This window comes from Haematobacter sp., assembly GCF_032102465.1.
Classification (GTDB): Bacteria; Pseudomonadota; Alphaproteobacteria; order Rhodobacterales; family Rhodobacteraceae; genus Haematobacter.
The window spans coordinates 83,625-108,820 of the sequence record NZ_DAMDHB010000006.1 but is presented as its reverse complement, the minus strand read 5'-3'; the positions used below and the strand labels follow the sequence as shown (position 1 = coordinate 108,820).

The window sequence follows — 25,196 nt, the reverse complement described above, 5'->3', positions numbered from 1 at the left end:
GGCTGCCCCGAGATACTGAAGGGATTTCAGCATGTTCACAGTAAGACCGGCGACATGTGGCATGGTTTTTGCTGTTCTGATGATCACGACCCTCACCGCCTGTCGGGAGGAGGATAAGACGGCTGCGCCCGAGTTGCGTCCCGTGCGGAGCATCGTCGTGGCCGAAAGCGCCTCGGGAGAGACGGTCACCCTGTCCGGCACGGTGGAAAGCCAGATCCAGGTCGAACTGGCGTTCCGTATCGGCGGGCGGCTTGTCGAGCGGCTGGTGAATGTCGGCGATACGGTCGCGCCGGGGCAGGTCCTCGCACGGCTCGATCCGGCGGATGAGGAAAACGCCCTGCGCAGCGCCGAGGCCGCGCAGATCGCAGCAGGCGCCCAGTTTTCCGAGGCGCGGTCGAATTACCAGCGTCAGCGCCAGCTTTATGAGCGCGCGTTTCTGGCGCGGGCGGGGCTCGAGCGGGCCGAACAGGTCATGACCTCGGCCCAGAGCGCCTTCGACGCCGCCGATGCACAGGTGGGAATAGCGCGCCGGCGATTGGACGACACAGTGCTCGAAGCCGATGCCGGAGGCGTCGTCACGGCAGTGGGTGCGGAGGCGGGCGAAGTCGTCACCCCCGGGCGGCGCATCGTTCAGGTTGCGCGGGACGGGGGGAAGGATGCCGTCTTCGACGTGCCCGCGGCGATTGTGACGGCCAGCCCGCCTGACCCGGAAGTCTCGATAAGGCTAAGCCTCAATCCGGGTGTCAGTGCCACCGGACGCGTGCGGGAGATCGCACCGCGTGTGGATCCTGCGACCGGCACCATTCGCGTCCGCGTCGGTCTGATCGACCCGCCGGAGGAGCTCCGGCTGGGCTCCACCGTCAACGGGCGCGTGCATTTTGGCGGTTACGGAGGGATCGAACTGCCCGCCTCGGCCCTGACCTCCGCGGATGGTGCGCCGGCGGTCTGGATCGTAGATATGAACACCGGCACGGTCTCGCTTCGGCCTGTCGAGGTGACACGGTTCACGCCGTCTTCTGTCGGCATCTCCAACGGCGTGCAGCTCGGCGACCGGGTCGTCACAGCCGGGGTGCAGGCGCTGCGTCCGGGCCAGAAGGTCCGCCTCCTCGGGGAGGGATCATGATCGGTCCCAACCTGTCGGAATGGGCGATCCGCAGCCGGTCCCTGACCATCTATTTCATGCTGGTCGCCGTCATCGCGGGCGCGTTCGCCTTCATCAACCTCGGTCGTGACGAAGACCCTTCCTTCACGATCAAGACGATGCTGGTCACTGCCGTCTGGCCGGGTGCCACGATTGAGGAGACCCAGCGCCAGCTTACCGACCGGCTCGAACGCAAGCTGGAGGAAACGACAGGCCTGGACGCTGTCCGTTCGATCACCCGGCCGGGGATCGTGACCATTTATGTCGATCTTGAGGGCGCCTTCCCGCCGGAGCGCGTGGGCGCGGTCTGGCAGGAGGTGCGCAACGGCATCGGCGACATACGCCACACGCTGCCGCAGGGGGTATTGGGGCCGTTCTTCAACGACGATTTCGGCGATGTCTTCGGCATCGTCTACGGCTTCACCGCGGATGGATTCAGCGAGCGCGAACTGCGCGACTATGTCGATTTCGTACGGACACGCCTGATGGGCGAGGTGCACGGGATCGGCAAGGTCGAATTCATTGGTGTGCAGGATGAGGCCGTCTTCATCGAATTTCAGCCCGACCGGGTTGCTGCCATGGGTCTGGACTACGGTCAGATCCTCGCCGCTATCGCCGCACAGAACGTCGTGCGACCCTCGGGCACCATCAACTCGGGCAAGGAAAACCTGATCCTGCGGGTCAGCGGGGCCTTTGAATCGGAGAACGATATCCTCGACGTATCGCTGCTCGCCGACGGGCGCGCGATCAGGCTCGGCGATATCGCAACCGTCCGGCGCGGCTTCGTGGACCCGCCGCAACCGCTTCTGCATGTGAACGGCAAGCGGGCTATCGGCCTTGGCATTTCCATGCGGGAAGGCGGCGATATCCTTGAGCTCGGGGCAGAGATCGACCACGCCATGAAGGGTATCGTCGCCGACCTGCCGATCGGGATAGAGCCGCATCTGGTTTCCGATCAGCCCCGCGTCGTGACGACGGCGATCGGGGACTTCATCACCTCGCTCTATCAGGCGATTGCCATCATTCTGGTCATCAGCTTTGTCACGCTCGGTGTGCGGGCCGGAGCCGTCGTGGCCGTGGCGATCCCCGTGACGCTCGCGGCCGCGTTCCTCGTCATGGATGTCATGGGCATCGACCTGCAACGGGTGTCGCTTGGCGCGCTGATCATCTCGCTGGCCCTGCTGGTCGATGACGCGATGACGACGACGGACGCGGTTCTGCGCAGGCTTGCCGCGGGCGATACGGTGGCGGAGGGGGCGACCTATGCCTACCGTCGTCTTGCCGCACCGATGCTGACCGGAACGCTGATCACGATTGCCGGCTTCGTTCCGATCGGCTTTGCCCAGAGCCAGGCCGGCGAATACACGATCTCCCTGTTTCAGGTGGTGGCGATCACGTTGATCGCCTCATGGCTGGTTGCTGTCGTGTTCACGCCGATCATTGCGGGTGTGCTGCTCAAGCCGCCTTCCGCAGCGGTCAGTCAGGAGCCGGGCCGGTTCCTGCGCGCCTTCGGCAAGTTCCTCAATATCGCGATCAGCGGCCGTTGGATCACGATTGCCATTACGGCCGTTGCCTTTGCGGTGGCCGTTCTGGGCATGCAGCAACTCAACCGGCAGTTCTTCCCGCCATCTGACCGCAACGAACTGATCGTCGACTTTCAGTTGCCCCGATCCAGTTCGATCTTCGCCAGCGAGGAGGCCATCTCCCGGGTGGAGCGATACCTTGCCGCCAGTGAGGACGTGGATTTCTGGACCAGCTATATCGGCCGGAACGTCATACGCTTCTATCTCCCGCTCGCCATCCGGCCGCCAAGCGACCACCACAGCCAGATCGTCGTGATGGCCAAGAGCCTGGACGCGCGCCTGCGGCTTCAGGATGCGCTTGACAGGTTTCTGGTGGAGAACATGCCTGAGGCGGTGGTGCGGGTCAGCCCGCTGGAGATGGGTCCGCCGATCGGCTGGCCGTTGCAATACAGGCTGAGCGGTTCGGATATTGAGGTAATTCGCACCGAAGCTCTTCGGCTTGCAGAGGTGATCGCCTCTCACCCCGGCACGCGGAGGGTGCATTTCGACTGGATCGAGCCCGCCCGTCAGCTTCGCATCGAGATCAATCAGGAGCAGGCCCGGCGCCTTGGGTTGACCAGCTCACAGCTCTCCGCCGTGCTCAATACAGCGATTTCCGGCTCGACCGTCACTCAGCTGCGGGACGACATCTACCTTGTGAACGTCATCGCGCGTGCACAGGCGGAGGATCGGATTTCCCTGGATGGGCTTGGCACGCTTCAAGTGCCGGTGCCGGGGGGGCGGACCGTTGCCCTCAGTTCCTTCGCCACCTTCAGCTTCACGCAGGAACAGCCGCTGATCTGGCGGCGCAACCGCGAACCGACGCTGACCGTGCTCGCCGATGTGGCGCCCGGACTGTTGCCGGAGACGGTCGTCGCCGATCTTTCCGACAAGATCGCGGCGCTGAATGCATCGCTCCCTTTCGGTCACCGGATCGAGACGGGCGGAACGGCCGAGACATCGGCGGAAAGTCAGGCAGCGGTGTTCGCCGTGGTTCCGCTGATGGCGTTCCTCATGCTGACGCTGCTGATGGTGCAGCTCAAGAACTTCCGCATGGTGGGTATTGTCGTGCTGCTTCTGCCCTTGGGGTTGATCGGCGTGGTGGGGGCGCTGTTGCTCTTTGCGCGCCCGCTGGGCTTTGTGGCGATTCTGGGGATTCTGGCGCTACTCGGCATGATCGCGAAGAATGCCGTCATCCTGATCACACAGATCAACGATGAACGGGCGGCGGGGGCCGGTGTGCGCGAGGCGGCGGTCTCATCGGCGATGAACCGATTGCGACCCCTGCTGCTCACCGCGCTTTCGACAGTTCTCGGCCTGTTGCCGATCGCGCCGACCCTCTTCTGGGGCCCGATGGCATTCGCGATCATGGGGGGATTGCTGGTCGCGACCGTTCTGACGCTCATCGTCCTGCCGGTCCTGTATGTGACGCTCTTCGGCGATGACAAGAACGGGGGCACCGACAGGATCGCGGAGCCCGCGGGACCGGCCGCGCCACCGCAGGATGCCTGAGGAAGACGCGCCCCTTGCCTGGACGGGGGTGGCCGACAAGGCCAGCTATTACAGACTTTTTGCGGCCTATGTGCTGGCGCTGCTGGCCACCGGCATGGCGACGGTTGCGCTGGCACTGCTGGCCTATGATCTGGCGGGGGGCGATTCCGGCACGGTGATGGGTACGGCGCTTTCTCTCAAGATGCTGGCCTATATCATCGCCGCCCCCTTCGTGAGCGTGCTGATCCGGCATGTGCCCCGCAAACCGATGCTCATCACATTGGATATCCTTCGCGCGGGCAGTCTGGTGCTGCTGCCGTTCATCACCGCGATCTGGCAGGTATATGCGCTTGTTTTCGTCTTCTCGCTGGCCTCCGCCATCTTCACGCTCGTCTATCAGACGATCGTTCCCTATCTGCTGGCCAATCAACATGACTACACGAACTCGTTGGCCCGCTCACTGATCGCAAGCGAGCTTGAAACCTCGCTCAGCCCGCTTCTCGCCGCGGGCCTCCTCCTGGCCTTTGCATCGACGGGCGTTTTCGTCATCAGCGCGCTTGCCCTCCTGCTGTCGGCATGGCTCGTCAGCCGGATGCGCACGCCGGAGCCGACAGGCAGGCGGAGCGAACGGATGGTCGCCGCATTCCTCCGCGGGCCGAGGCTGTTTCTGCGGACACCCCAACTGCGCGGGCTTATCGCGCTCGACATCGCGGTGGGCTGCGGGAGCGCCATGGTGATGGTCAATACCGTGGTCATCGTGCAGGGCACGTTCGAGATGACCCGCTACGCGAGTGCCATAGCCTTTGCGGTGTTTGGACTCGGGTCCATTTGCGGGGCCATCGTGATCACACCGGCGCTCCGCGTCCTTCCGGAGCGGTCGATCATGATCGGCGGGGCGGTATTGCTGTCAGCGGGTCTGCTGGCGGGTATGGTGGTGTGGTCCATTCCCGGTCTGCTGACCCTCTGGTTCCTGATCGGTCTGGGATGTGCGCTTGCCCTGACGCCGGCGGCCTATCTCATCCGACGTATCGCACGGCCGGCGGATCTTCAGGCCCTGTTCGCCGCGCAACTATCGTTGACAAGCGCGTGCCTGCTGGTCGCCTATTCGGTGGCGGGCTGGCTGGGCGCACGGGCCGGGCTACCGGCAGCCTTTGCCGGGTTCGGGATCATCGCTGCTGGCGCGACGCTTCTTGCCGCGGTGCTCTGGTCCGTGGGGAAGGGGCCTACTGCGGACCCGCCAAGGGCAGAAGGACCGCCTCGCTGACACCTGCCACGACATTGACCGTCGCTTCGAAGACGTTGGACTGACGATTATCGTCCCGCAATATCGTGGCGCCGAACCGGTCGATCCCGCCGATGAGCGCAATCAGCTCCGGAGAGGTGGCGACCGCAAAGTGATTGAGCCGGTCGCCCGTTCCCCGCACATCGCTGAGATCGATCACGATGACCCCCGGCAGATCGGCGACCCGCCCGGTGTCGCGGAGCGCGCCCAACCGTTCCGTTCTGCCGCGGAGCAGCCCCGATATCCACAATGCCCGGTCCCGACCCGAAACCGCTATGTAGATCGGCATCTCTCTTGGCCGAAGTGCCGAAACCTGGCTTCGGAACACATCGATATCGAGATCGGGGGAGAGCAGCACCACCGCGCGCAGTTTGTCGAGAACGCTATCGGAGCCCCGGATGGCGATCTGGCGCACCGCTTCCATCACCAGCAACGCACCCATCGAATGCCCGGCAAGTATCACGTTATCCGCCTTGCTGCGCGCCACCAGCGTCAGCACCTTTTCCAGTCCATCGCGGGCGAACAGCGCGCTTTCCCGGTCGTAGGCGTAACCGCGCATGCTCGCCGCCGATGGCCAGGCATAGGACAGGGCCACCCCCGGCGTGGCGAAGTCATGCGTCATCTGGGCGTGGCGATACAGTCCTTCGGCGAAATTGGTGTTGAAGCCGTGAACGAAGATCGTCACCTCGCGCGCCCCCGGAGGCCGTTGGACAAGGCGTGCGTTCAGGGCGCGGAGGAACGCGGGCTCATCCGCAAAATGTTGTTCTGAAACCGTCAGGAAATCCGTCTCCGGGTCGGGCTTGCCGTGTCGTGGAAAGGTGATCGTGCCGGTTTGCCGTTCCGGCGGGACGGAGATCGCGAACGCCCCCCAATGCAGTGTCTGGGACCGCGCGCTTGACAAGCCGGTCCCATCGGCGGTGGGCCTGCGGCTCGTCGCGACCAACACCTCCGTGACCTCGCCCGTCCGGGCGGCTTCGGGCGATATCGTGATCGTCCCCCGTGGCGCACAACTGCACAGCGCGACGCAGAACGACAGGACAAGTCCAAGCTTTCGGATGATCGGGCCTCCGGGACGGCGAACATAGGTGCAATGTTACCCGAACCGGGCGACTTGCGACAGCGGCCGGCACGCGGTTGAAGTCCCGCGTGCCGGCCGCGGCGCCGGGACTTTTAAAGCGCCGCGAGAATGCGCGCCCACGAACGGATGCCCTTGTGGAAGCTCACCAGCTCATACTTTTCATTGGGGCTGTGGATCCGGTCGTCGCTCAGGCCAAAGCCGGCCATCACCACATCCATACCCATCCGCTCCTTGATCATGGTGGTCACCGGGATCGATCCGCCCCCGCCAACAAAGGCCGCGTCCTTTCCCCATTCCTCGCTGAGCGCGGTCAGCGTGCTCTGGAACACCGGCGCCGAGGTATCGAAGGCCACCGCGCGGCCCGCTCCATGCTCTATGAACTCGACACGGCAATCGGCGGGAATGCGGGCGTTGACGAAGGCGCGGAATGCGTCGCGCACCTTGTGCGGATCCTGATCGAACACCAGCCGGAAGGAGATCTTGGCGGACGCCATCGCCGGGATCACGGTTTTGAAGCCCGCGCCCTGATAGCCGCCCCCCATCCCGTTGACCTCGCACGTCGGGCGGGACCAGACCATCTCCAGCACGGAGCGTCCCTTCTCTCCGGCGGGCACCGAGAGCCCGACTTCGCCGAGAAAATCTTTCTCGGAGAAGTCCAGCTTTGCCCAGCTCTCCCGCAAAGCCTCGGGAAGTTCAGGCACTCCGTCGTAGAATCCAGGCAGCGTGATGCGGCCGCTTTCATCACGCAGATCGGCGAGAATACGGGCCAGCACATGGTTCGGATTGGCGGCCGCCGACCCGTAGAAGCCCGAATGCAGGTCACGATCGGCGGCGTGGATGATGATCTCCTCACCACAAAGGCCGCGAAGCGAGGTGGTGATCGCCGGGGTCTCCTTGTCCCACATGTTGGTGTCGCAGATCATCGCGACATCCGCACGCAATTCGTCGGCATTGGCGTCGAGGAACGGCGGAAGGTTCACGCCTCCTGATTCCTCCTCCCCTTCCAGAAGGATGGTGACGGCGATCGGAAGCTTGCCCGTGACGGCCTTCCACGCACGGCAGGCTTCCACAAAGGTCATGAGCTGCCCCTTGTCGTCCGCAGCACCGCGGCCGACGATGAATTTCGATCCGTCCGCACGCGTTTCGATGGAGGGCGCGAACGGGTCGTGATCCCAGAGATCGAGCGGATCGACGGGCTGCACGTCGTAATGCCCGTAAAAGAGCACAGAGGTGCCGCTGGCCCCCCGGTCATGCCCGACAACCATCGGGTGCCCGGCGGTGTCGCGCACGCTCGCTTCGAACCCGATGGAGGCGAGATCCGCGGCATGCCACTCGGCACAGGCCCGTGTCTCCGCGTCATAGGCCGGGTCGGTGGAGATGGATTTCAGACGCAGCGTGTCGAACAGGCGTGCGATCGCATTGTCAATGTCAGCGTCGATATGGGCAAGAACGGAATCCAGTTCACTCATTTGAGAAGCTCCTTCCCTTTATCTGCAATGTTCAGGCGCGTGGTGCACCCGCGATGGAAGAACAGCGGAAAGCGGCAATCGATCAGAAGGGCCAGATAAGCGGCACCAGCCAGACTGCCACAACGAAATACCAAACGGTCAATGGCAGACCGAGCGGCCAGTAGTCACTGAATCTGTACCCCGCCGGACCCATGACCATGGTGTTCGATGTGGTGGACACCGGCGTCAGGAACGATGCCGAGGTCGCCACGCTGAGCGCCATTATTGCGGGGAGCGGCGACACACCGAAGGCATTGGCCGCCATCACGGCGACCGGCAGCAGGATCATTGTCGTGGCGGTGTTGGACACCACGATCCCCATGACTACCGCCAGAATGAAGATCATGGCCAGAAGCAACCGGGGGGAGGCGGCGCCGACAACCTCGACGACATGATGGGCGATAAGCTGCGCGGCCCCCGTCTCCACCAAAGCGGCGGAGAGCGGAAACATCGCCGCAATCAGGACGACGGTGGTCCAGTTGATCGCCCGGAACGCGTCCTCCACGCTCAGCAGGTTCAGAAGCAGGATAGCGCCAGCGGCCAGTACCGCCGCCACCGAAGGGGCCAGAGCCCCGGAGGCGATGGCGATGACCATGGCCGCCACGATCAGCAGCATGGCATTCGCGCCGACACCCAAAGGCACAAGCTGCCGCCGCACGGAGTCCGACCGGTCCACGATCAGCACACCCTCCCGCGCCTCGTATTGCCGCAGGGCGGTCCACGGTCCCTGGATCAGCAGGTGGTCGCCCGCATGCAGCGTCACCTCCCCGATCAGGTTTTCGCCGTGCCGCTGAATCGCCATGACCACCAGATCCCCGGGCGTGATGACCATTCCGGGAAATATGGGCTGCCCGATCAGGGAAGACCGCAGCGGTATCACCGCTTCCACCACGCCTGTTGAGCGGTCAATGAGCCCGCCCGCCGCCTCCGCCCCGGAAAGAGCAACGACTTTCAGCCCCTGCCGGCTGGCGAAATCATGGGCCTTCTCGGACGAACCGCGCACCACGAGACGATCGCTGGCCCGCAGTGCTTCCCTTCGCCGGGGCGTCCCGGCCGGTCCGATGACGGAGATCAGCCGCAGCCCTCCTTCCAGCGGAAGCTCCTCCACCCGCGTTCCCGCAAGCGCGGAGCCTCGCACCGGACCAAGAACGAACGTATCGCTGGTGAGCCTGTACTGCTGCACGAGCGTTTCGGCATGGCGTCTCAGATCGCGCGGCAGGCGTGGCGCGATACGGGCGGGAACCAGCCGGGATCGCAGCAGCAGAACGATCACGATCGTGCCGGCAAGAAGCGGCACCCCGGCCCATGCAAATTCAAAGAAGCCTATCGCGTGGCCGGTATAGTCGAGCGCCGAATTCGCGATCAGAACATTCTTGGGCGCCCCGGTCAGTGCCAGATGCGATCCCGCGCCGGAGGAAAACGCCATCGGCAGCAGGAATTGCGACGGCTGCTCGCGCAGTCGGACGGCGATGAGCATGACGACCGGCATGAGGGTGCCGATGGCCCCGCTGGAATTGATCAGCGGGCAAAGCGCGGCAACGGCCAGCATCCCGATAACCAGAAGCCGTCTGGAGCTCCCTGCCACCAGGCGCTCGAACTGCTGGCCCATCCAGGCGGTGACGCCTGTGGCCTCAAGCCCGGCGGTGACAATGAAAAGAGCGGCGACGAACACCACCACCGGGTCGCCGAACCCGACAAAGATGTGGTCGAGCGACAGGATACCCGTGAGGTAGAGCGACAGCGCACTGCCCATCGCGACCACGACCAGAGGCAACCTGTTCAAGATGAACAGGCCGATCGTAGCAAGAACGATCAGAAGAAGGAGCGAAATGTCACTCATCTTGTCACGTCGTTCTTCAAAAGCTCCAGATCACGGGCACCCAGAACACCGCCACCACAAAGAACCACAGCATGAAAGGCAGTCCGAACTTCCAGTAATCGGTAAACTTGTAGCTGCCAGGCTCCATGACCATGAGGTTGGTGGGCGTGGCGACCGGCGTCAGGAAGGAGGCCGCCGCCGCCACGCCCACCGACATCAGGACAGGTTCAGGAGATATGCCCATCTGCTTTGCCGTGACGACCGCGATGGGAATGATGATCAGCGCCGTTGCCGTGTTGGAGATGACCTGCCCGAGAATGGCTGTCAGCACGAACAGCCCCGCCAGCAGCATACGCGGCTCGGATTGCCCGACCACCGCCACCAGCTTCTCGGCCAGCAACTGTGCCGCGCCGGTCTGCTGGATTGCTACCGACAGCGGCATCATCGCGCCGACGAGGATCACCGTCGTCCAGCTGATCGACCGATAGACCTGATCGACGCTGAGGATGCCGGTGAGCACGAAGGCGCCCGCGGCCAGAAGACCGGCGACAGCCGGCGGCACCAGCCCGGTCGCAAGAAGGATCACCATTCCCGCCAGGATCAGCAGCGTCGTCTGCGCCCCCGGCCCCATGGGGAGGGCCTGACGGCGGACGAGTTCGGGGGAATCGACGACCAGAACCTCGGCGGGCTCCAGCCGGGTTTCCATCGCCTCCCACGTTCCCTGAAGAAGCAGCGTGTCGCCGGAGGCCAGCTGGTCTCCCGAGGTGAGATCCTTCCCCTGCCGCTGGATCGCCAGCACGATGAGGTCGCCGCTCGGCGTGACCATTCCGGGAAAGAAGCGTTCGCCGATCAGCGGAGAGCGCGGCTTGATGACCACTTCCGCCAGCGCCGAATTCCGGTTGAACAAGGTGTTTGTCGTCTCGTCCGCGCTGACGGCATCGACCATGACCAGCCCGAGTTCCTGCGCGAATTCGCCCACGGCCGCGCTTTCCCCCCGCACGACGACGATATCCCCGGCGTTGAGTTGTGCGCGCTGCCCGGACGTGCCTTCCCCTCCCGGGGTAACCGAAACGAGCGCCAGCCCCTCCCGGTCGGACAGGTCGAGAGCGCGACGGCTCGTTCCCACGAGCGGAGAGTCCTCCCGGATGCGCAGCGTCTGCACTTCGGACGACAGCCGGTATTGCTCAACCAGCGTCGAGGCGTGCCGGCTCAGATCGGTGGGCAATGTCTTGCTGGACCGGGCGGGCAGGAGCCTTTCCCCCAGCAGCACCGAAATCAGCACGCCGCCCAGCACCAGCGGAATCCCCACGAGCGCGAATTCGAAATATCCGAAGCTCCGGCCTTCGAAATCGGCGAGCGCCTCGGAGATCAACACGTTCACGGGCGTCCCTGTCAGCAGCAGCATCGAGCCGGAATGTGCGCCAAAAACCAAGGGCATCAACAGTCGCCCCGGCGCGCGTCCCAGCCGGACGGCGAGCACCACGACGACCGGCAGAAGTGCGGCGACTGCCCCGTTCACACTGATCAGCGCGCTGAGAACCGCCACGGAAAGGGTCATGAACACGATCAACCGCACCCGGCTGTTGCCGGACTTGTCGATCAGCATTTGCCCGACCCAGGCCGTAACCCCCGAACGCTCCATGCCCGCGCTGACGACGAAAAGCGAGGCAACGAAGATTGTGGCGGGGTCGCCAAATCCCGCAAGACTCTGCCCGATCGTCAGGATGCCCGTCGCCCAGAGAGCGAGCGCGCAACCGATGCAGACGATGATGACCGGAAGCCTGTCCCAGACGAAAAGAACGATCACGGCAGCGATGATCGCAAAGACAATCCAGATATCGGACACGAAAGTGCACCTCAATAGAGACTTTAATCGGGATCAGGCGCGAGAGCGAATTCGGTCGGCTTTGTGCAACCTTTATTCGAGCGTGCATTACTGGAATGGCGAAACGGGAAAATGGATCGCGCCATATCCGCCTGCACGAAATAGAGGGCACGGCAGTTATGAATGCACCTTATTCCGCCCCGCTCAATGCAGCAAGCAGCCATTTTCCTTGCGTTTGGTTCCGATTTCCTCGCGACGGCGAGTTTCCGAATCGGAAACATGGGGTATGATCCAAGGCACGGGACAACCGGTTTTGTCCTGCTACTGACGCCCGCCCCACAACCACAACGTGTATCCAAGGCTGTCGTGTGCTGCTCCCCATGATCCGTGCGTTGGACAAAAACGGCGTATCCGGCCATCCACCGGGGCGACTAGCAGGCTGCTAAAAGTCCTGAAATGTCATGCTTATGCGCCGGAAATCGGAAAATCGGCCCGGAAACGCCCGGCAGTATATATGGATTTCCGGCTGGATTTCGTCAGATTGCGAACGATTTCCGTTCCAACACAGGCCAAAAAACCTTTTTCAGCAGCCTGCTAGAGGGCGGTGCATAGGTGAACCATGTCAGGCGCCGGGGGCGGTGGCAAAGCCGGGGTCATGTGATCCTGCAATACCTGTAGTAACAAATCGGCATTTTCCATTGTGCGTCAAAATGCTCATTTTCCGGTGGTGCCAAGTCGGACTGGCTGAAACACGTGGTGTGGCGCCCTACCTGCGCTCCTGCGGAAGCCAGGGCCGAAGGGGCACTTCAGTGGGGCGTCGCGCCACAGACCTGTTTGGTGGACGACCTTGCGGAGCCTTTGGGAGAGGGTGGGGGGAATGAAGATGGAACGGGAAACCGCGAGCGACATCACCGGGACGCTGGCCCGCTTTGCCGCGCTGACGTCGTGGAAGGACATGCCGCCGGAGGTTCCCCGGCGGGCGCTGGCGCTCACCACCGATCTTGTCGGCTCGATCCTCCGCGCGGCGGGAGAGGCGGAGTCCAGTCCCGCCGTTCTGGCCATGGTCGAGCGGCTCGGCATGGCGGGAAGCGGGCCCTGCACCGTGTTTGGCCTGAACCGTCGCTACGGGGCGGCGGCAGCGGCGTTGCTGAACGGCACGTTTGGCCATTCCCTCGATTTCGACGACACCCATTCAGACAGTTCGCTGCATCCGAGCGCGCCGGTGGTCCCGGCGGCCCTCGCGGCGGCGGAACTCACCGATGCTTCCGGCGAGGCGCTTCTGGAAGCGATTGTTGTCGGTTTCGAGGTGTGTTGCAGGCTGGGCATGGCGCTGGATCCAACGGCGCATTATGCGCGCGGCTTTCACCCTACGGCGACGGCTGGCGTCTTCGGGGCGGCGGCGGCGGCGGGTCACATCTTCGGTCTGGACCCGGAAAGAATGTCCGCCGCCTTCGGCATTGCGGCGAGCCAGGCTTCCGGTTCATTGCAGTTTCTTGAAAACGGCGCCTGGAACAAGCGGTATCAGGTGGGCGAGGCAGCGATGAAGGGGCTCATGGCGGCGACCATGGCCCAGGAGGGTTTCGTCGGCTCGCAGGCACCGATCGAGGGGCGCATGGGCCTGCTCGCCGGCTATACGGATGATCCGCATCCCGAAAAGGCCACTGCGGGACTCGGCGAAATCTGGGAAACGCTACGCATCGGGGTAAAGCCCTATCCCGCCTGTCGCTATACCCATGCCGCGGTGGATGGGCTGCTCGCCCTGCAGAGACAACACGGCTGGAAGGCGGAGGAGGTCGCTGGGATCTCCGTCGGGTTGCACCGCAACGGCATCACGCTCGTGGGCGCGCCGATCGAGGCGAAGCGGCAGGCGCGGAGCATCGTGGAGGGTCAGTTCTCCATGCCCTTCGCCGCGGCGGTCGCCCTGCTCCGGCAGCGGTTCGGCTGGGATGATTACGATCTGCTCGGCACGCCGGAGGCCGAGGCAATCGCCGCCCGCGTCGATGTGTGGCAGGACAGCAGCCTTGAAGGCCTGCGCCACCCGTTCGGCGCGACCCTGCGGGTAGAGGCCCGGGGCGAGCACCATGAGCTGCGCGTGCCCGATCCCTCCGGTGAGCCCGAGACCTTCCCCGATGACACGGCGATGGCTGCGAAGTTCCGCGCGCTGGCAAGGCCCGTCCTCAATGCCGACAGCGATACCTGGCTTGCCCATCTGCGGGGTTTGGAAACCGCCGTTTCCGTGCGCGGGCACCTGACAGCTCTGGACGCCGGCCGCGTCTGACCCCGCATCGAGCGGGCATCCTCGCACGGCACGTCTTTCGGGAGAGCCGCTGGAGATGCTCGCGCCGAAAGGCGTGACGAGAGCGTTCGCCGATTGGCACACCTCCCGTCCTTCCGAATGGCGTGCGGGCATATCGGCGGACACCCCCGGCACGCCATGAGCGCGCGTGGCAATGCTTCCCCGGCATCACTGATAGCAAAAACATGCATTTGTTGGGGAAGCACTACTTGCGCGAGCATGGTGGCGGGATGGAGGGATTTCGATGAACAAGCTTATGCGACCGGGGGTGGATGCCAACGGCCCGCAGGCGATCTATGAGGCTTTTCTCGCTCGGGGAAAGTTCATGATCCAGCGGGCACGGGCGACGGGGGAGCATGTGTTCTACCCCCGGGTACTCTCCCCCGCCGGGGAGGATGATCTCGAATGGGTGGAGGCTACGGGTCGGGGCACCATTTACGCCATCACCGTCAACCGCACCCGCGAGGGGGCCTCCAACATCGCCCTCGTCGATCTGGAGGAAGGCCCCCGGATGATGGCAACCATCGCCGGGGTTGAGACCGCCCCCATCGGCGCCCGCGTCAAGGCGCGTATCGAGACGGGCGAGCCTCCGCGCGTGGTCTTCGAGCTGGAGGAATAACGCATGGCACATTCCCTTCGCGGCAAGACCGCCATCGTCGGCATGGGCACCGCCGGGCTGGGCGAGGCGCCGGGCTATTCGGCGATGGAGCTGCTCGGCCAATCCGTCCACGCCGCTCTGGCGGATGCGGGCATGCGCCTCTCCGATATCGATGCGGTCTTTGCCGCGACGAGCAGTCACGCCTTTCCCACGCTGAGCGTGTCGGAATATCTCGGGCTGAAACCGAAGTATTTCGACGGCACCAACGTTGGCGGTTCGAGTTTCGAGATGCACCTGCTGCAAGCCTCGCTCGCTCTGGAGGCGGGGCTCTGCGATGCGGCGCTGATCTGCTACGGCTCCAATCAGCGCACGGCGGGCGGGCGGCTGGTGTCGATGTCCGAACCCCAGTGGCACGAGGTCCCGTATCACCCGCGCCACCCGATCACCGCCTATGCGCTCGCGACGAGCCGGCACATGCACCAGTTCGGAACGACGCGGGAGATGCTGGCCGATGTTGCCGTGGCGGCGCGGGGCTGGGCCAACATGAACCCGGACGCGTTCGCGCGGGGTCCGCTCAGCCGGGAGGATGTGCTGGCCAAGCGCATGGTCAGCGATCCGCTCAGCACGGGGGACTGCTGTCTCGTGACGGACGGGGCGGCGGCCTGCATCCTCGTCCGGGCCGAGCGGGCAAAGGATTTTCCGAAACCGCCGGTCTATTTCCTTGGAGCGGCGGGGGCGAGCTGGCACCGCTCGATCCAGTCCATGCCGGATCTGACGGTGACCGCAGCCTCCGACAGCGGGCCGCGGGCGTTCGAGATGGCGGGGGTGGATCGGTCGGATGTCGATCTGCTGATGCTCTATGACGCCTTCACCATCAACACGATCCTGTTTCTGGAAGACCTCGGCTTCTGTCCCAAGGGGGAGGGCGGGCGCTTCGTGCAGGATGGGCGTATCGCCCCGGGCGGGGAGCTTGCGGTGAACACCAATGGCGGCGGGTTGTCCTGCGTGCATCCGGGCATGTACGGCATGTTCCTGATCGCGGAGAGCGTGGCGCAGATCCGGCGCGAGGCGGGCGAGCGGCAGCTAGAGCGCGCCGATATCGCCCTGTTGCACGGCAATGGCGGAACGCTCTCCAGCCAGGTGACCGCCTTCCTTGGGTCGGAAGCGGTGGTGTGACCATGCGCGATCTTGCGATGAATTACGATTTTGCAGCGCTCGATGCATTGTTGTCGCCCCGCTCCGTCGCGATCATTGGGGCTTCGGACGATCCGACGCGGATCGGCGGGCGGCCGATAGCTGCGATGCTTCAGGCGGGGTATCAGGGGCGGCTGCTTCCGGTGAATTCCGGGCGGAGCATGGTGCAGGGGCTGGTCTGCCACCCCGATGTCGCCTCCCTCCCCGAGGCGCCGGAGGCCGGGATCGTCGCGGTCGCCGCCCAACATGCGCCCGGCGTGGTCGAGGCGCTCGGACGGCGCGGCTGCCGGGCCGTCACGCTGTTCTCCGCAGGGTTTGCCGAAACCGGAGAGGTGGGGCGGCGCGCGCAGGAGGAGGTGCTCGCCATCGCCGCCCGTCATGGGATGCGTGTGCTCGGCCCGAACACGCTTGGCGTTTACAACCTCGCGACGGGATATTTCGGAACCTTCTCCTCCTCGCTGGAGCTTGCCTTGCCGCTGCCGGGCCGGGTCGGCATCGCAAGCCAGTCGGGGGCATTCGGGGCGCATCTCTCCGTTCTCGCGCGGGAACGCGGGATCGGGGCTTCGGTGCTCGTCACCACGGGCAACGAAGCGGATGTGACGGTGGCCGACGCGATAGGCTGGATGGCGGGCAGCGATGCGGTCGATGTCATCTGCGCCTATCAGGAAGGCTTCAACGATCCTGCCCGCCTGCTGGCCGCGCTCGATGCCGCGCGCGCGGCGGGCAAGCCGGTCTTCATGCTGAAATCGGGGCGCAGTCAGCTCGGAGCGTCGGCTGCGGCCTCGCATACCGCTTCCCTCGCGGGCGATGACGCGGTAGCCGATGCGGTGCTGGCGGATCACGGCGTGATCCGGGTACGCGATACCGACGAGATGCTGGATTTTGCCTATGCGGCGCGGGCGCGTATCTTTCCGCGGGAGAACACGCTCGGGATCATCACGATAAGCGGCGGGGCAGGTATCGTCGCCGCGGACGAGGCTGAACTGGCAGGCCTGCCGATGCCTCCGATGCCGCCCGCCGCGCAGGACCGCCTTCGGGAGGTGCTGCCCTATGGCGCGCCGGGCAACCCGCTCGACTGCACCGCACAGGCGCTGAACGATCTATCGCTGTTCGAGACCTTCGCCCGTTCGGCCTTGCAGGACGGCGGCTACCGTTCGGTGCTGTGTTTTCTGACCTATGTCGCGGGCGGAGCATCGCTTGCGCCCCGTCTGCTCGAAACATTGCGCCGGATCCGCGCGGACTTCCCGGACCGGCTGCTCGCCCTCTGCCTACTGGGACCGGAGGAGGTCCGCCGGGCCTATGAGGACGCGGGCTATCTCTGCTTTGCCGATCCGGGACGGGCGGTCAAGGCCATCGCCGCCATGGGGCGGGTCGGGGAGATGCGCGGGCCGCAAGCGCAAACCCTGCCCGCGCTGCCGGACGTCACGCTCCCCGAGCATACGCCGGACGAGCATGAGGCCAAGCGTATCCTGACCGCCGCCGGCATTCCCGCCGCGCCGGAACGGATTGTCAATTCCGTCGAAGAGGCAGTGGCGGCGGCGGATGACCTGGGCTTTCCGGTGGTTCTGAAGATCGTCTCGCCCGATATCCTGCACAAATCCGACATCGGCGGCGTGCGGCTCGGTCTCGCCGACGGCGAGGCGGTGCGAGCGGCCTATCGCGGCATTCTCTCCGACGTCGGCCGCGCCGCGCCCGATGCGCGGATCGCGGGGATGCTGGTCGCGCGGCAGCTCACGGGCGGGGTCGAGTGCTTCATGGGCATCAGCCGCGATCCCACCTTCGGCCCCGTGGCCGCCTTTGGGCTGGGCGGTATCTTTGTTGAGGTTCTGAAGGATATCGTGCTGCGCCCCTGTCCTTTCGACGAGGCCGCGGCGCGGGAGATGATCCTGTCGATCCGCTCCGCGCCATTGTTGACCGGCGCCCGCAACCGGCCTCCGGTGGATCTGGATGCGCTGGCGGCGATCCTGTCGCGTCTGTCCGCCTTTGCCGTGGCCGCGGGGCCTCGGCTTCTCTCCGTCGATCTCAATCCCGTGCTCGCCCGGCCCGATGGCGCCTGGGCGCTGGATGCCGTGGTGGAGGTCGCGGAAGACGGTATGGAAGACGGAGAGAAATGACCGATGACGACCGGCTGATGGCCCGGGGCAGTCTTGAGGTGCGCGCCGTTTCCGCCCGGCTTCTCCGCAGTTTTGCGATGAGGCTCGACGATCTCAGGATCGCGGATCAGTCGACCCAACCGAGGGCGGTTTTCAGGGCAGCACCGCGCTTGGGTCGTGCGGCCGGGATCCTTGCCACGCGGCGCGCTGGGAGCGTCTCGGCAGCGGCGATTGGCGACACTGCCCGCCAGCAGGCCCAAGGCGCGCTCAGTCACCGTGACGGCTGGCCGATTATCAGGGCGGGCAGGACTTACGCCCGTGCTGAACGAACGGCGCATGGATCACGAGGCCATCTCTGCCCCAGTCACGGATCGCGTGAAGCGGAGCGAAGCCGGGGCCGGGCTACTCCATGCTGAAGGTCAAATGGCCGCGCCTTTATTGGACGGTCCGCGACCGGATCATGGAGCGGTCGTCCGGGGCGATCTTCTGAGGCGGTTGCCGGAAGCCGCAGCGGTTTTCCCGTCACGCCTACCGGCCCGGTTCGAGCTACGGAGACCGTCGGAGATACAGAGGAACATCGTGGCCCGACAGGTGCCCGATCATTGAGATTGACCGCTGGAACGAGGGAGGAAAAGACGATGACGGTGGATCTGGGGTTGCGCGACAAGGTTGCGATCGTCACGGGCGCAGGCGGGGGGATCGGGCGCGGCATCGCGCTCGAATTCGCTCGCGCGGGCGCGAAAGTGGTCATCAACGATATCGGCGTCTCGCTGGGCGGGACGGGCGAACGCTCCTCCGCGCCGGCGGAGGAGACCAAGGCGATGATCGAGGCCATGGGTGGCGCGGCGATCATCAGCACCGAGAGCGTGTCGGAATGGGGCGCGGCACGGCGCACGGTTGAAATGGCCATGGATCATTTCGGACAGCTTGACGTGGTGGTCAACAACGCGGGCATTCTGCGGGACGTCATCTTCTACAAGATGGAGCCCGCCGATTGGGAGGCTGTCATAAGCGTCCATCTGAACGGCAGTTTCTACATGAGCCGTGCCGCCGCCGAACCCTTTCGGATGCAGGGAAGCGGCGCCTATGTGCATATGACCAGCACGTCGGGGCTCATCGGCAATTTCGGACAGGCGAATTATTCCGCCGCCAAGCTGGGCATCGTCGGCCTGTCACGGTCCATCTCGCTGGACATGGCGCGGTTCGGTGTGCGCTCCAACTGCGTGGCCCCCTTCGCCTGGAGCCGGATGACGTCCTCCATCCGCGTGGACAGCCCCGAGCAGCAGGTAAGGGTTGACCGGATGAAGCTGATGACGCCGGAGACGAATGCGCCGCTTGTGGTCTTTCTCGCCTCGGCAGCCGCGGAAGGGATCACGGGACAGGTGTTTGCCAGCCGGATGAACGAGCTTTTCCTGTTCAGCGCGATGCGGCCGGTGCGGAGCGTCCATTCCGCCGAAGGCTGGACGCCGGAAACCATTGCCGAACGCGCCATGCCCGCGATGCGGGGCGGTTTGGTCGCCGCGGAACGCAGCCCCGAGGTCTTTTCCTGGGATCCCATCTAGCCAAGCGCGGCTGACCGATCGCCTCAGGCGGGGTGGTGAGGCCATGCACGCTGGCCCTCGTCAGAGGGTCGTGCCAGGCCACTCGCCGGAGGTGACCAGGTCGCGGACGGTGTTGTTCAGCATCTCGGTGAACGGCCCCATGAGGCGGCTGGGCTGCCGGTTCAGCGATGTCCAGATCACCAGCATGCGGCCGAGGGCCGGCGCCTCTATCGGTCTGGCCACGAGGCGACCGGCCTGCACAAGCGGGAAGACGCTGACTAGCGGCAGGATGGTGCTGCCGGCCCCGCGCTCCACAAAGGCGAGAAGGGTGGGCAGGATATCGATCTCCAGCGCGATGTTGAGCGGCACGCCATTCTGCAGCGCGGCCTGATCGATCAGCTTGCGCAGCCCGTGGTCGGGGCTGGGCAGGATCGCTGTCGAGGCGAGAGCTTCCCGCAGCGGAACAGGCGCCTGCGGGCTTCCCGGTGGCTGGATCAGGAACAGCCGCTCCACCAGCAGGGGCTGCACCTTCACCAGCGGAACCTTCGCGCCCTGATAGGTCACGCCTATGTCGATGGTGCCGCGTTGAAGCCAGTCCTGAACATGCCCCGAAAAGCCGGTGGTGATACGCAGCTTGACCTCCGGGTAGAGCCGCAGGGTTTCAGCCACCAGCGGGGTGGCCAGAACCTCTGCCACGGTGGGCGGCAGACCCAGCGTGATTGTCCCCCGCAGCCGGTGATCCCGCGCGGTTATATCCTGCACCATGAGCTCGACGTCATCGAGCACCTTGCGCGCGCGATCTGCCAGCGTCTGCCCTTCCTCCGTCGCAATCACCCCGCGTCCGTGCCGGCTGAGCAGGCGCACGCCCAGCTCCTCCTCCAACGCCTGAACCTGCCGACTGAGAGCGGGTTGGGCAATCTGCAACCGCTCTGCCGCGGCGGTGATGCTGCCAAGCTCGACGATCTGCACAAAGCTGCGCAGCTGACGCATGTCCAAGATGCCGGTTCCTTATGGCAGTTATGTTTTCAACGCACTTGAAACATAGGTCCGTACAAGACAGCGTGGCAAGTGGAGGAGATCGAGGGGGGTTGCGCGGCGTCCTGCACCTGCGTGTCCCGCTCATTTGGGGGAAATCAAAATGAACGCTTCACCGGTTCTGCGCATCTTGCGCAGCGGGTTGTCTGCGCTTGTCCCGTTGGCTCTCGCTGCGGCGGCCTCGGCTCAGGAGTTGCCGCGGACGATGATCTGGTCATCCTACGACGTGGGGTCCGCCGGCTATTCCGAAGCCTCCGCCATCGCGGATGCGCTTGGGCAGAAATACGGCACAAAGGTAAGGATCCAGCCGTCGGGCAGCGGTATCGGCAGGTTGCAGCCGGTATTGATGGGCAGAGCGGACTTCGGTTTCCTGTCCACGGAATCCTTTTTTGTTTCCGAGGGTATATACGATTTCGCAACGCCCGACTGGGGTCCGAGGAGCCTCCGCACCGTCGCGGGCCGGCCCGCCTCCTTTTCCATGGTTGCGGCGGCGGATGCGGGGATCGAGACCGTCAGCGACGCAAAAGGCAAGCGGATCGCGCTGGTTGCGGGCAACCCGTCCCTCAACACCAAATGCGAGGGCATTCTCGCCTTCGGTAATCTCACGCTCGACGACGTGAAGGTCGTGATGTTCCCGACCTATTCCGCGGCAATGGCTTCCATGACCAAGGGGGAGTCCGACGCCACCTGCACCACCGCCACGGTCAGCCAGCTTTACGAACTCGCGGAGTCGCCGCGCGGCCTGCACTGGGTTGCGGTCGATCCTTCCAATACCGAGGGCTGGGCGCGGCTGAAGGAGGTCTCGCCCATGATGGGACCGTTCGAGGAGAGCATCGCCGCGGGTCTCAAGGACGGCGAGAAGGTCTGGATGACCTCCTACCGGTATCCTGTCATCGTCTCTCTGGCCGAAAAGTCGGATGACGAGGTCTATGCCTTCATCAAGGCGCTGGATGAGACCTTCGGCACCTACAAGGACGCCACGGCGACGATGAACCGGTGGGATCTGCACATCTCGGGGCAGCCGCCTGTCGATATTCCCTTCCATGAGGGCGCGATCCGATACCTGCGCGAAAAGGGCATCTGGACCGAAGAAAACCAGAAGTGGAACGACCAGCGTCTTGCGCGGATGAATGCGCTCACCGCCGCCTGGGCCACCTTCCTGCCGGAGCACAAGGATATGGCGGCCGGGGAGTTCGCGGACGCCTGGCTGAAACGCCGGGCCGAAGTCGTGGCCACCCTGAGCAACTGATCGCAGAAGCGTCGGCGGCGCGTCCCCGTTACGCGCCGCCGTGGTTCCCCTCGCAGGAGAGTTCGCATGCCCAGACAAAGCGAAGCGCCGGAGCAGACCCCGCACCACAGCATCGAAATCGCCGAAAGCGGAAATACCCGGCCAGGTGGGTGGGCACGGATCGTGGCGATGGTGCTGGGTGCGGTGGGCCTCGTCATGGCGGTCAACCAGGTATTCCTGCTCAACCTCTTCGGCTTTCAGCCGCTGGGGAACAGCTATCTCTATTATCTGATCGGCATCTTCCTGTCGGTCGCGTTCATCGTCACCCCTGCCCGAAAAGGCGACACCGCGACCCGATGGTATGATTGGGTGCTTGTTGCGATCACGCTGGCCTGCGGCGCCTATCTGGGCATGAACGGCCTGCAGATCATCACCAATGGCTGGGAGTTCGAGGCGCCGCTGGCCGCGAACCTCGCCTCCGTCGGGCTGGTGCTGGTGGCGCTGGAGGGCGTGCGCCGGGCGGGGGGGTTGATCCTGCTCGGGACGGCATTGTTCTTCGGTGCCTATCCTATATTCGCCGACTACATGCCGGGCTTCCTGTGGGGGACGGAGTACAGCCTGATGGGTACCTTCCGCGTCCATGCCATGGGGGTGGAAAGCATCATCGGCATTCCCATGCAGGTGGTGGCGGAGCTGGTGATCGGCTTCGTGATCTTCGGCTCCGTTCTGACGGTGACCCGGGGGTCGGAGTTCTTCATGGATCTCGCCGCAGCGCTGCTCGGGCGGAGCCGGGGCGGCCCGGCCAAGGTCGCGGTGTTGGGCAGCGGGATTCTGGGATCCCTTTCCGGCAGCGTGATTTCCAATATCCTCACGATCGGCCCGTTCTCCATCCCGACCATGAAAAAGACGGGATACCCGGCGGTCTATGCCGCGGCGATCGAAAGCTGCGCTTCCACCGGAGCCACGCTGATGCCGCCCGTCATGGGAACGGTGGCCTTCATCATGGCATCGTTTCTCGGTGTGCCCTATGCCGATATCGCCATGGCGGCGCTGATCCCCGCGGTGCTCTTCTATCTCGCGCTGCTTTTTCAGGTGGACATGTATGCCGCGCGTCACGGGCTGAAAGGCGCGGCGGAGGGCGAGATCCCGAAGCTCGGCCCGACGCTCCTGCGCGGCTGGCCCTATCTGCTGGCTTTGGTCGTGCTGATCTATGTGCTCATGGGTCTGCGGCAGGAGGTCTATTCGCCCTACGCGGCCTCGGCGGTGCTTCTGATCGCCACCGCCTTCCGCAAGCGGACAAGGATCACGCTGGCCCGCGCCAAGCTGCTGCTTTTTGATATCACCAGCGGGATTGCAGCGTTGGTGGCCGTGCTCGCAGGTATCGGGCTGATCGTGGGCGGGCTGTCCTACAGCGGCGTGGCGGGAGCCTTCTCGCGGGAGCTACTGCTCTACGCCAACGGCAGCGTGCCGCTGATGCTGATCGCCGGGGCGGCGACCAGCTTCATCCTCGGCATGGGCATGACGGTGAGCGCCTGCTACATCTTCCTGTCGATCCTGCTTGCGCCCGCGCTTATCGCGGCCGGGATGGACCCGCTCGCCAGCCACCTGTTCATCCTTTACTGGGGCATGCTGAGCTACATCACCCCGCCGGTAGCGCTTGCGGCGATTACGGCTGCGAATATCGCCAAGGCACCGGCGATGAAGACCGGCTTCTACTCCATGCGCCTTGGCGGCATCCTGTTCATCCTGCCGTTCATCTTTGTGTACGACACGGGATTGATCATGCAGGGCGGGGCGCTGGCGATCGCCAGATCCGTCTGCCTCAGCGTGATCGCCATCTGGGCCATGACTGCCGCGATGGAAGGCTGGCTCTACCGCGCCGGACGGCTGCGCCCTCTTGCGCGAGTTGCGCTCGGGGTGGCAGGCATCCTCATACTGTTGCCGGAGTTCTATTCGATGATACTGGGTTTCCTGATGGTGGCGGGCGTCGTGGCAATGACGGTGATGCGGCCCCTTGGCCGGGAGAAGATGACAGTGGCAATGGTGGAGCCGGGCGAATGATCGATAAACGTGTTCCTGGTCTGGATGTCGCCGTGGCAGCGATACAGGACGGCGCTTCGGTGATGATCGGCGGCTTCGGCTCCGCCGGGGTCCCCTTCGGACTCATCGAGGCGCTTGTGGAGAATGGCGCGCGGGACCTCACGCTGATCTCCAACAATGCCGGGGCCGGCGAGGAGGGCATCTCGGCGTTGCTGAAGGAAGGCCGGGTGGCCAAGGTGATCTGTTCCTATCCCCGCTCTCCCGGGTCGATCTGGTTCGAACGGAGGTACGAGGCGGGGGAGGTGGCGCTGGAGATCGTTCCCCAGGGCACATTGGCGGAACGTATCCGCACGGCGGGGGCCGGTCTGGGCGGCTTCTTCACGCCCACGGGCTATGGCACCCTGCTGGCCGAGGGCAAGGAGGTCAGGATGATCGACGGCAAGGGCCACGTGTTCGAGACGCCGCTTTCGGCCGATTTCGCGCTGATCCGCGCGGATGCCGCAGACCGCTGGGGCAACCTGCGCTACCGGGCGACGGCGCGGAACTTCAACCCGCTCATGGCAATGGCCGCCCGTCACACGATCGTCGAGGCGCGCGAGGTGCTGGACGAACCGTTGCCGCCCGAAACCGTGGTGACGCCCGGTATCTTCGTCTCCTCGGTCACCGCCGGTATGGCGCAGGGCGGAGTCCAGGGCGGGGTGCAGGCATGAACCGGCTGTCCGACAACGATATCGCGCGCCGTCTGGCGCAGGACATCCCCGACGGGGCCTATGTGAACCTCGGGATCGGCATGCCCAACCGCGTGGCGCATTTCGTGCCGGAGGGGCGCGAGGTGATGTACCAGACCGAAAACGGCCTGCTTGGAGTCGGGCCGCAGCCTGCACCGGGCATGGAGGATCCCGACCTGATCGACGCCTCGAAGAAGTTCGTCAGCACGATCCCCGGCTCGGCCTTTTTCGACCATTCCACCAGCTTTGCCATGATGCGGGGCGGACATCTGGATATCGCGGTTCTGGGCGCCTATCAGGTGGCGCAGAATGGCGATCTGGCCAACTGGGCGACGCTTGACCAGAGCTTTCCGCCTGCGGTCGGCGGCGCGATGGACCTCGTTGTCGGGGTGCCGAACATCTACGTCATCATGCGGCATGTGGACCGTGCCGGTGCCCCGAAGCTGCTGGAGCGATGCACCTATCCTCTCACCGGGCTGGGCGTTGTGTCGCGGGTCTATACCGACCTTGCGGTGCTGGAAGTTCTACCCGAAGGCTTTGGGATCATCGAGCTTGCTCCCGGCAACAGCAGGGCGGAAGTTCAGGAGTTCACCGGCGCGAAACTGTATGGCTGAGGGCTATTCTAACGGGGCGCTTCTGCCGGTCTGCAACTGCCGGGGTTCGGCGACCGTCTGAGGCGATCCACCGGTCGCCCCGGTTCCGGCCTCCCCCGGTGAGGGCGCCGTCAACCGCGGATA

At 64.8% G+C, this 25,196-nt stretch carries 17 protein-coding genes; 12 read left to right on the top strand and 5 right to left on the bottom strand.

Going from position 1 to position 25,196, the window contains the following annotated elements:
• Positions 1-79 precede the first annotated feature (79 nt).
• The 3 genes from RT513_RS06330 to RT513_RS06320 are packed head-to-tail and all read left to right on the top strand — an operon-like array spanning position 80 to position 5,458.
• Complete coding sequence (locus RT513_RS06330) at positions 80-1,123, top strand: efflux RND transporter periplasmic adaptor subunit (RefSeq protein WP_313533752.1); 1,044 nt, start codon at positions 80-82, stop codon at positions 1,121-1,123.
• Entirely contained in the window at positions 1,120-4,215 is a 3,096-nt protein-coding gene (locus tag RT513_RS06325) for an efflux RND transporter permease subunit (protein ID WP_290690367.1), read from the top strand. Before RT513_RS06330 ends, RT513_RS06325 begins: the two co-directional genes overlap by 4 nt.
• Positions 4,208-5,458, top strand: a complete 1,251-nt coding sequence (locus tag RT513_RS06320; RefSeq protein ID WP_290690374.1) for an MFS transporter — start codon at positions 4,208-4,210, stop codon at positions 5,456-5,458. The genes RT513_RS06325 and RT513_RS06320 overlap by 8 nt, the downstream gene beginning before the upstream one ends.
• On the opposite strand, the gene RT513_RS06315 is transcribed toward RT513_RS06320, so the two are convergent.
• From RT513_RS06315 to RT513_RS06300, 4 genes are all read right to left on the bottom strand, one after another.
• Positions 5,418-6,377: an alpha/beta hydrolase gene (locus RT513_RS06315; protein ID WP_290690377.1), complete on the bottom strand. Its 960-nt coding sequence runs from the start codon at positions 6,375-6,377 to the stop codon at positions 5,418-5,420. The two genes, RT513_RS06320 and RT513_RS06315, sit on opposite strands and share 41 nt — an antisense overlap.
• A gap of 269 nt (positions 6,378-6,646) precedes the next feature.
• The gene (locus tag RT513_RS06310) at positions 6,647-8,023 is read right to left on the bottom strand and encodes a M20/M25/M40 family metallo-hydrolase (protein ID WP_290690380.1); all 1,377 of its coding nucleotides are present in this window, start codon (positions 8,021-8,023) and stop codon (positions 6,647-6,649) included.
• Between the two features lie 82 nt (positions 8,024-8,105).
• On the bottom strand, positions 8,106-9,902 hold the full coding sequence (locus RT513_RS06305; protein ID WP_290690383.1) for an SLC13 family permease: 1,797 nt from the start codon (positions 9,900-9,902) through the stop codon (positions 8,106-8,108).
• A 16-nt stretch (positions 9,903-9,918) separates the two neighbouring features.
• On the bottom strand, positions 9,919-11,727 hold the full coding sequence (locus RT513_RS06300) for an SLC13 family permease (protein WP_290690386.1): 1,809 nt from the start codon (positions 11,725-11,727) through the stop codon (positions 9,919-9,921).
• Positions 11,728-12,589: 862 nt separating this feature from the next.
• Here RT513_RS06300 and RT513_RS06295 point away from each other — a divergent pair.
• The 5 genes from RT513_RS06295 (at position 12,590) to RT513_RS06275 (ending at position 19,449) form a co-directional block, all read left to right on the top strand.
• Positions 12,590-13,984: an MmgE/PrpD family protein gene (locus RT513_RS06295; RefSeq protein ID WP_290690389.1), complete on the top strand. Its 1,395-nt coding sequence runs from the start codon at positions 12,590-12,592 to the stop codon at positions 13,982-13,984.
• A gap of 262 nt (positions 13,985-14,246) precedes the next feature.
• Positions 14,247-14,621 carry a Zn-ribbon domain-containing OB-fold protein gene (locus tag RT513_RS06290; RefSeq protein ID WP_256947307.1) on the top strand — a complete coding sequence of 125 codons (375 nt, stop codon included), beginning with the start codon at positions 14,247-14,249 and terminating at the stop codon, positions 14,619-14,621.
• Positions 14,622-14,624: 3 nt separating this feature from the next.
• Positions 14,625-15,776: a thiolase gene (locus tag RT513_RS06285; protein WP_290690394.1), complete on the top strand. Its 1,152-nt coding sequence runs from the start codon at positions 14,625-14,627 to the stop codon at positions 15,774-15,776.
• A gap of 2 nt (positions 15,777-15,778) precedes the next feature.
• Positions 15,779-17,908, top strand: a complete 2,130-nt coding sequence (locus tag RT513_RS06280) for an acetate--CoA ligase family protein (RefSeq protein WP_290690555.1) — start codon at positions 15,779-15,781, stop codon at positions 17,906-17,908.
• 617 nt (positions 17,909-18,525) lie between these two features.
• The gene (locus tag RT513_RS06275; protein WP_290690397.1) at positions 18,526-19,449 is read left to right on the top strand and encodes an SDR family NAD(P)-dependent oxidoreductase; all 924 of its coding nucleotides are present in this window, start codon (positions 18,526-18,528) and stop codon (positions 19,447-19,449) included.
• A gap of 60 nt (positions 19,450-19,509) precedes the next feature.
• Here RT513_RS06275 and RT513_RS06270 read toward each other — a convergent pair whose 3' ends face one another.
• Entirely contained in the window at positions 19,510-20,418 is a 909-nt protein-coding gene (locus RT513_RS06270) for a LysR family transcriptional regulator (protein ID WP_088215451.1), read from the bottom strand.
• Positions 20,419-20,566: 148 nt separating this feature from the next.
• Between RT513_RS06270 and RT513_RS06265 the strand changes: the two genes are divergently transcribed.
• The 4 genes from RT513_RS06265 (at position 20,567) to RT513_RS06250 (ending at position 25,073) form a co-directional block, all read left to right on the top strand.
• Complete coding sequence (locus RT513_RS06265; protein ID WP_088215450.1) at positions 20,567-21,712, top strand: TAXI family TRAP transporter solute-binding subunit; 1,146 nt, start codon at positions 20,567-20,569, stop codon at positions 21,710-21,712.
• A 66-nt stretch (positions 21,713-21,778) separates the two neighbouring features.
• Positions 21,779-23,752 carry a TRAP transporter permease gene (locus RT513_RS06260; RefSeq protein WP_290690400.1) on the top strand — a complete coding sequence of 658 codons (1,974 nt, stop codon included), beginning with the start codon at positions 21,779-21,781 and terminating at the stop codon, positions 23,750-23,752.
• Positions 23,749-24,441: a 3-oxoacid CoA-transferase subunit A gene (locus tag RT513_RS06255; RefSeq protein WP_088215449.1), complete on the top strand. Its 693-nt coding sequence runs from the start codon at positions 23,749-23,751 to the stop codon at positions 24,439-24,441. Before RT513_RS06260 ends, RT513_RS06255 begins: the two co-directional genes overlap by 4 nt.
• Positions 24,438-25,073: a 3-oxoacid CoA-transferase subunit B gene (locus RT513_RS06250; RefSeq protein WP_290690404.1), complete on the top strand. Its 636-nt coding sequence runs from the start codon at positions 24,438-24,440 to the stop codon at positions 25,071-25,073. The genes RT513_RS06255 and RT513_RS06250 overlap by 4 nt, the downstream gene beginning before the upstream one ends.
• Positions 25,074-25,196 lie beyond the last annotated feature (123 nt).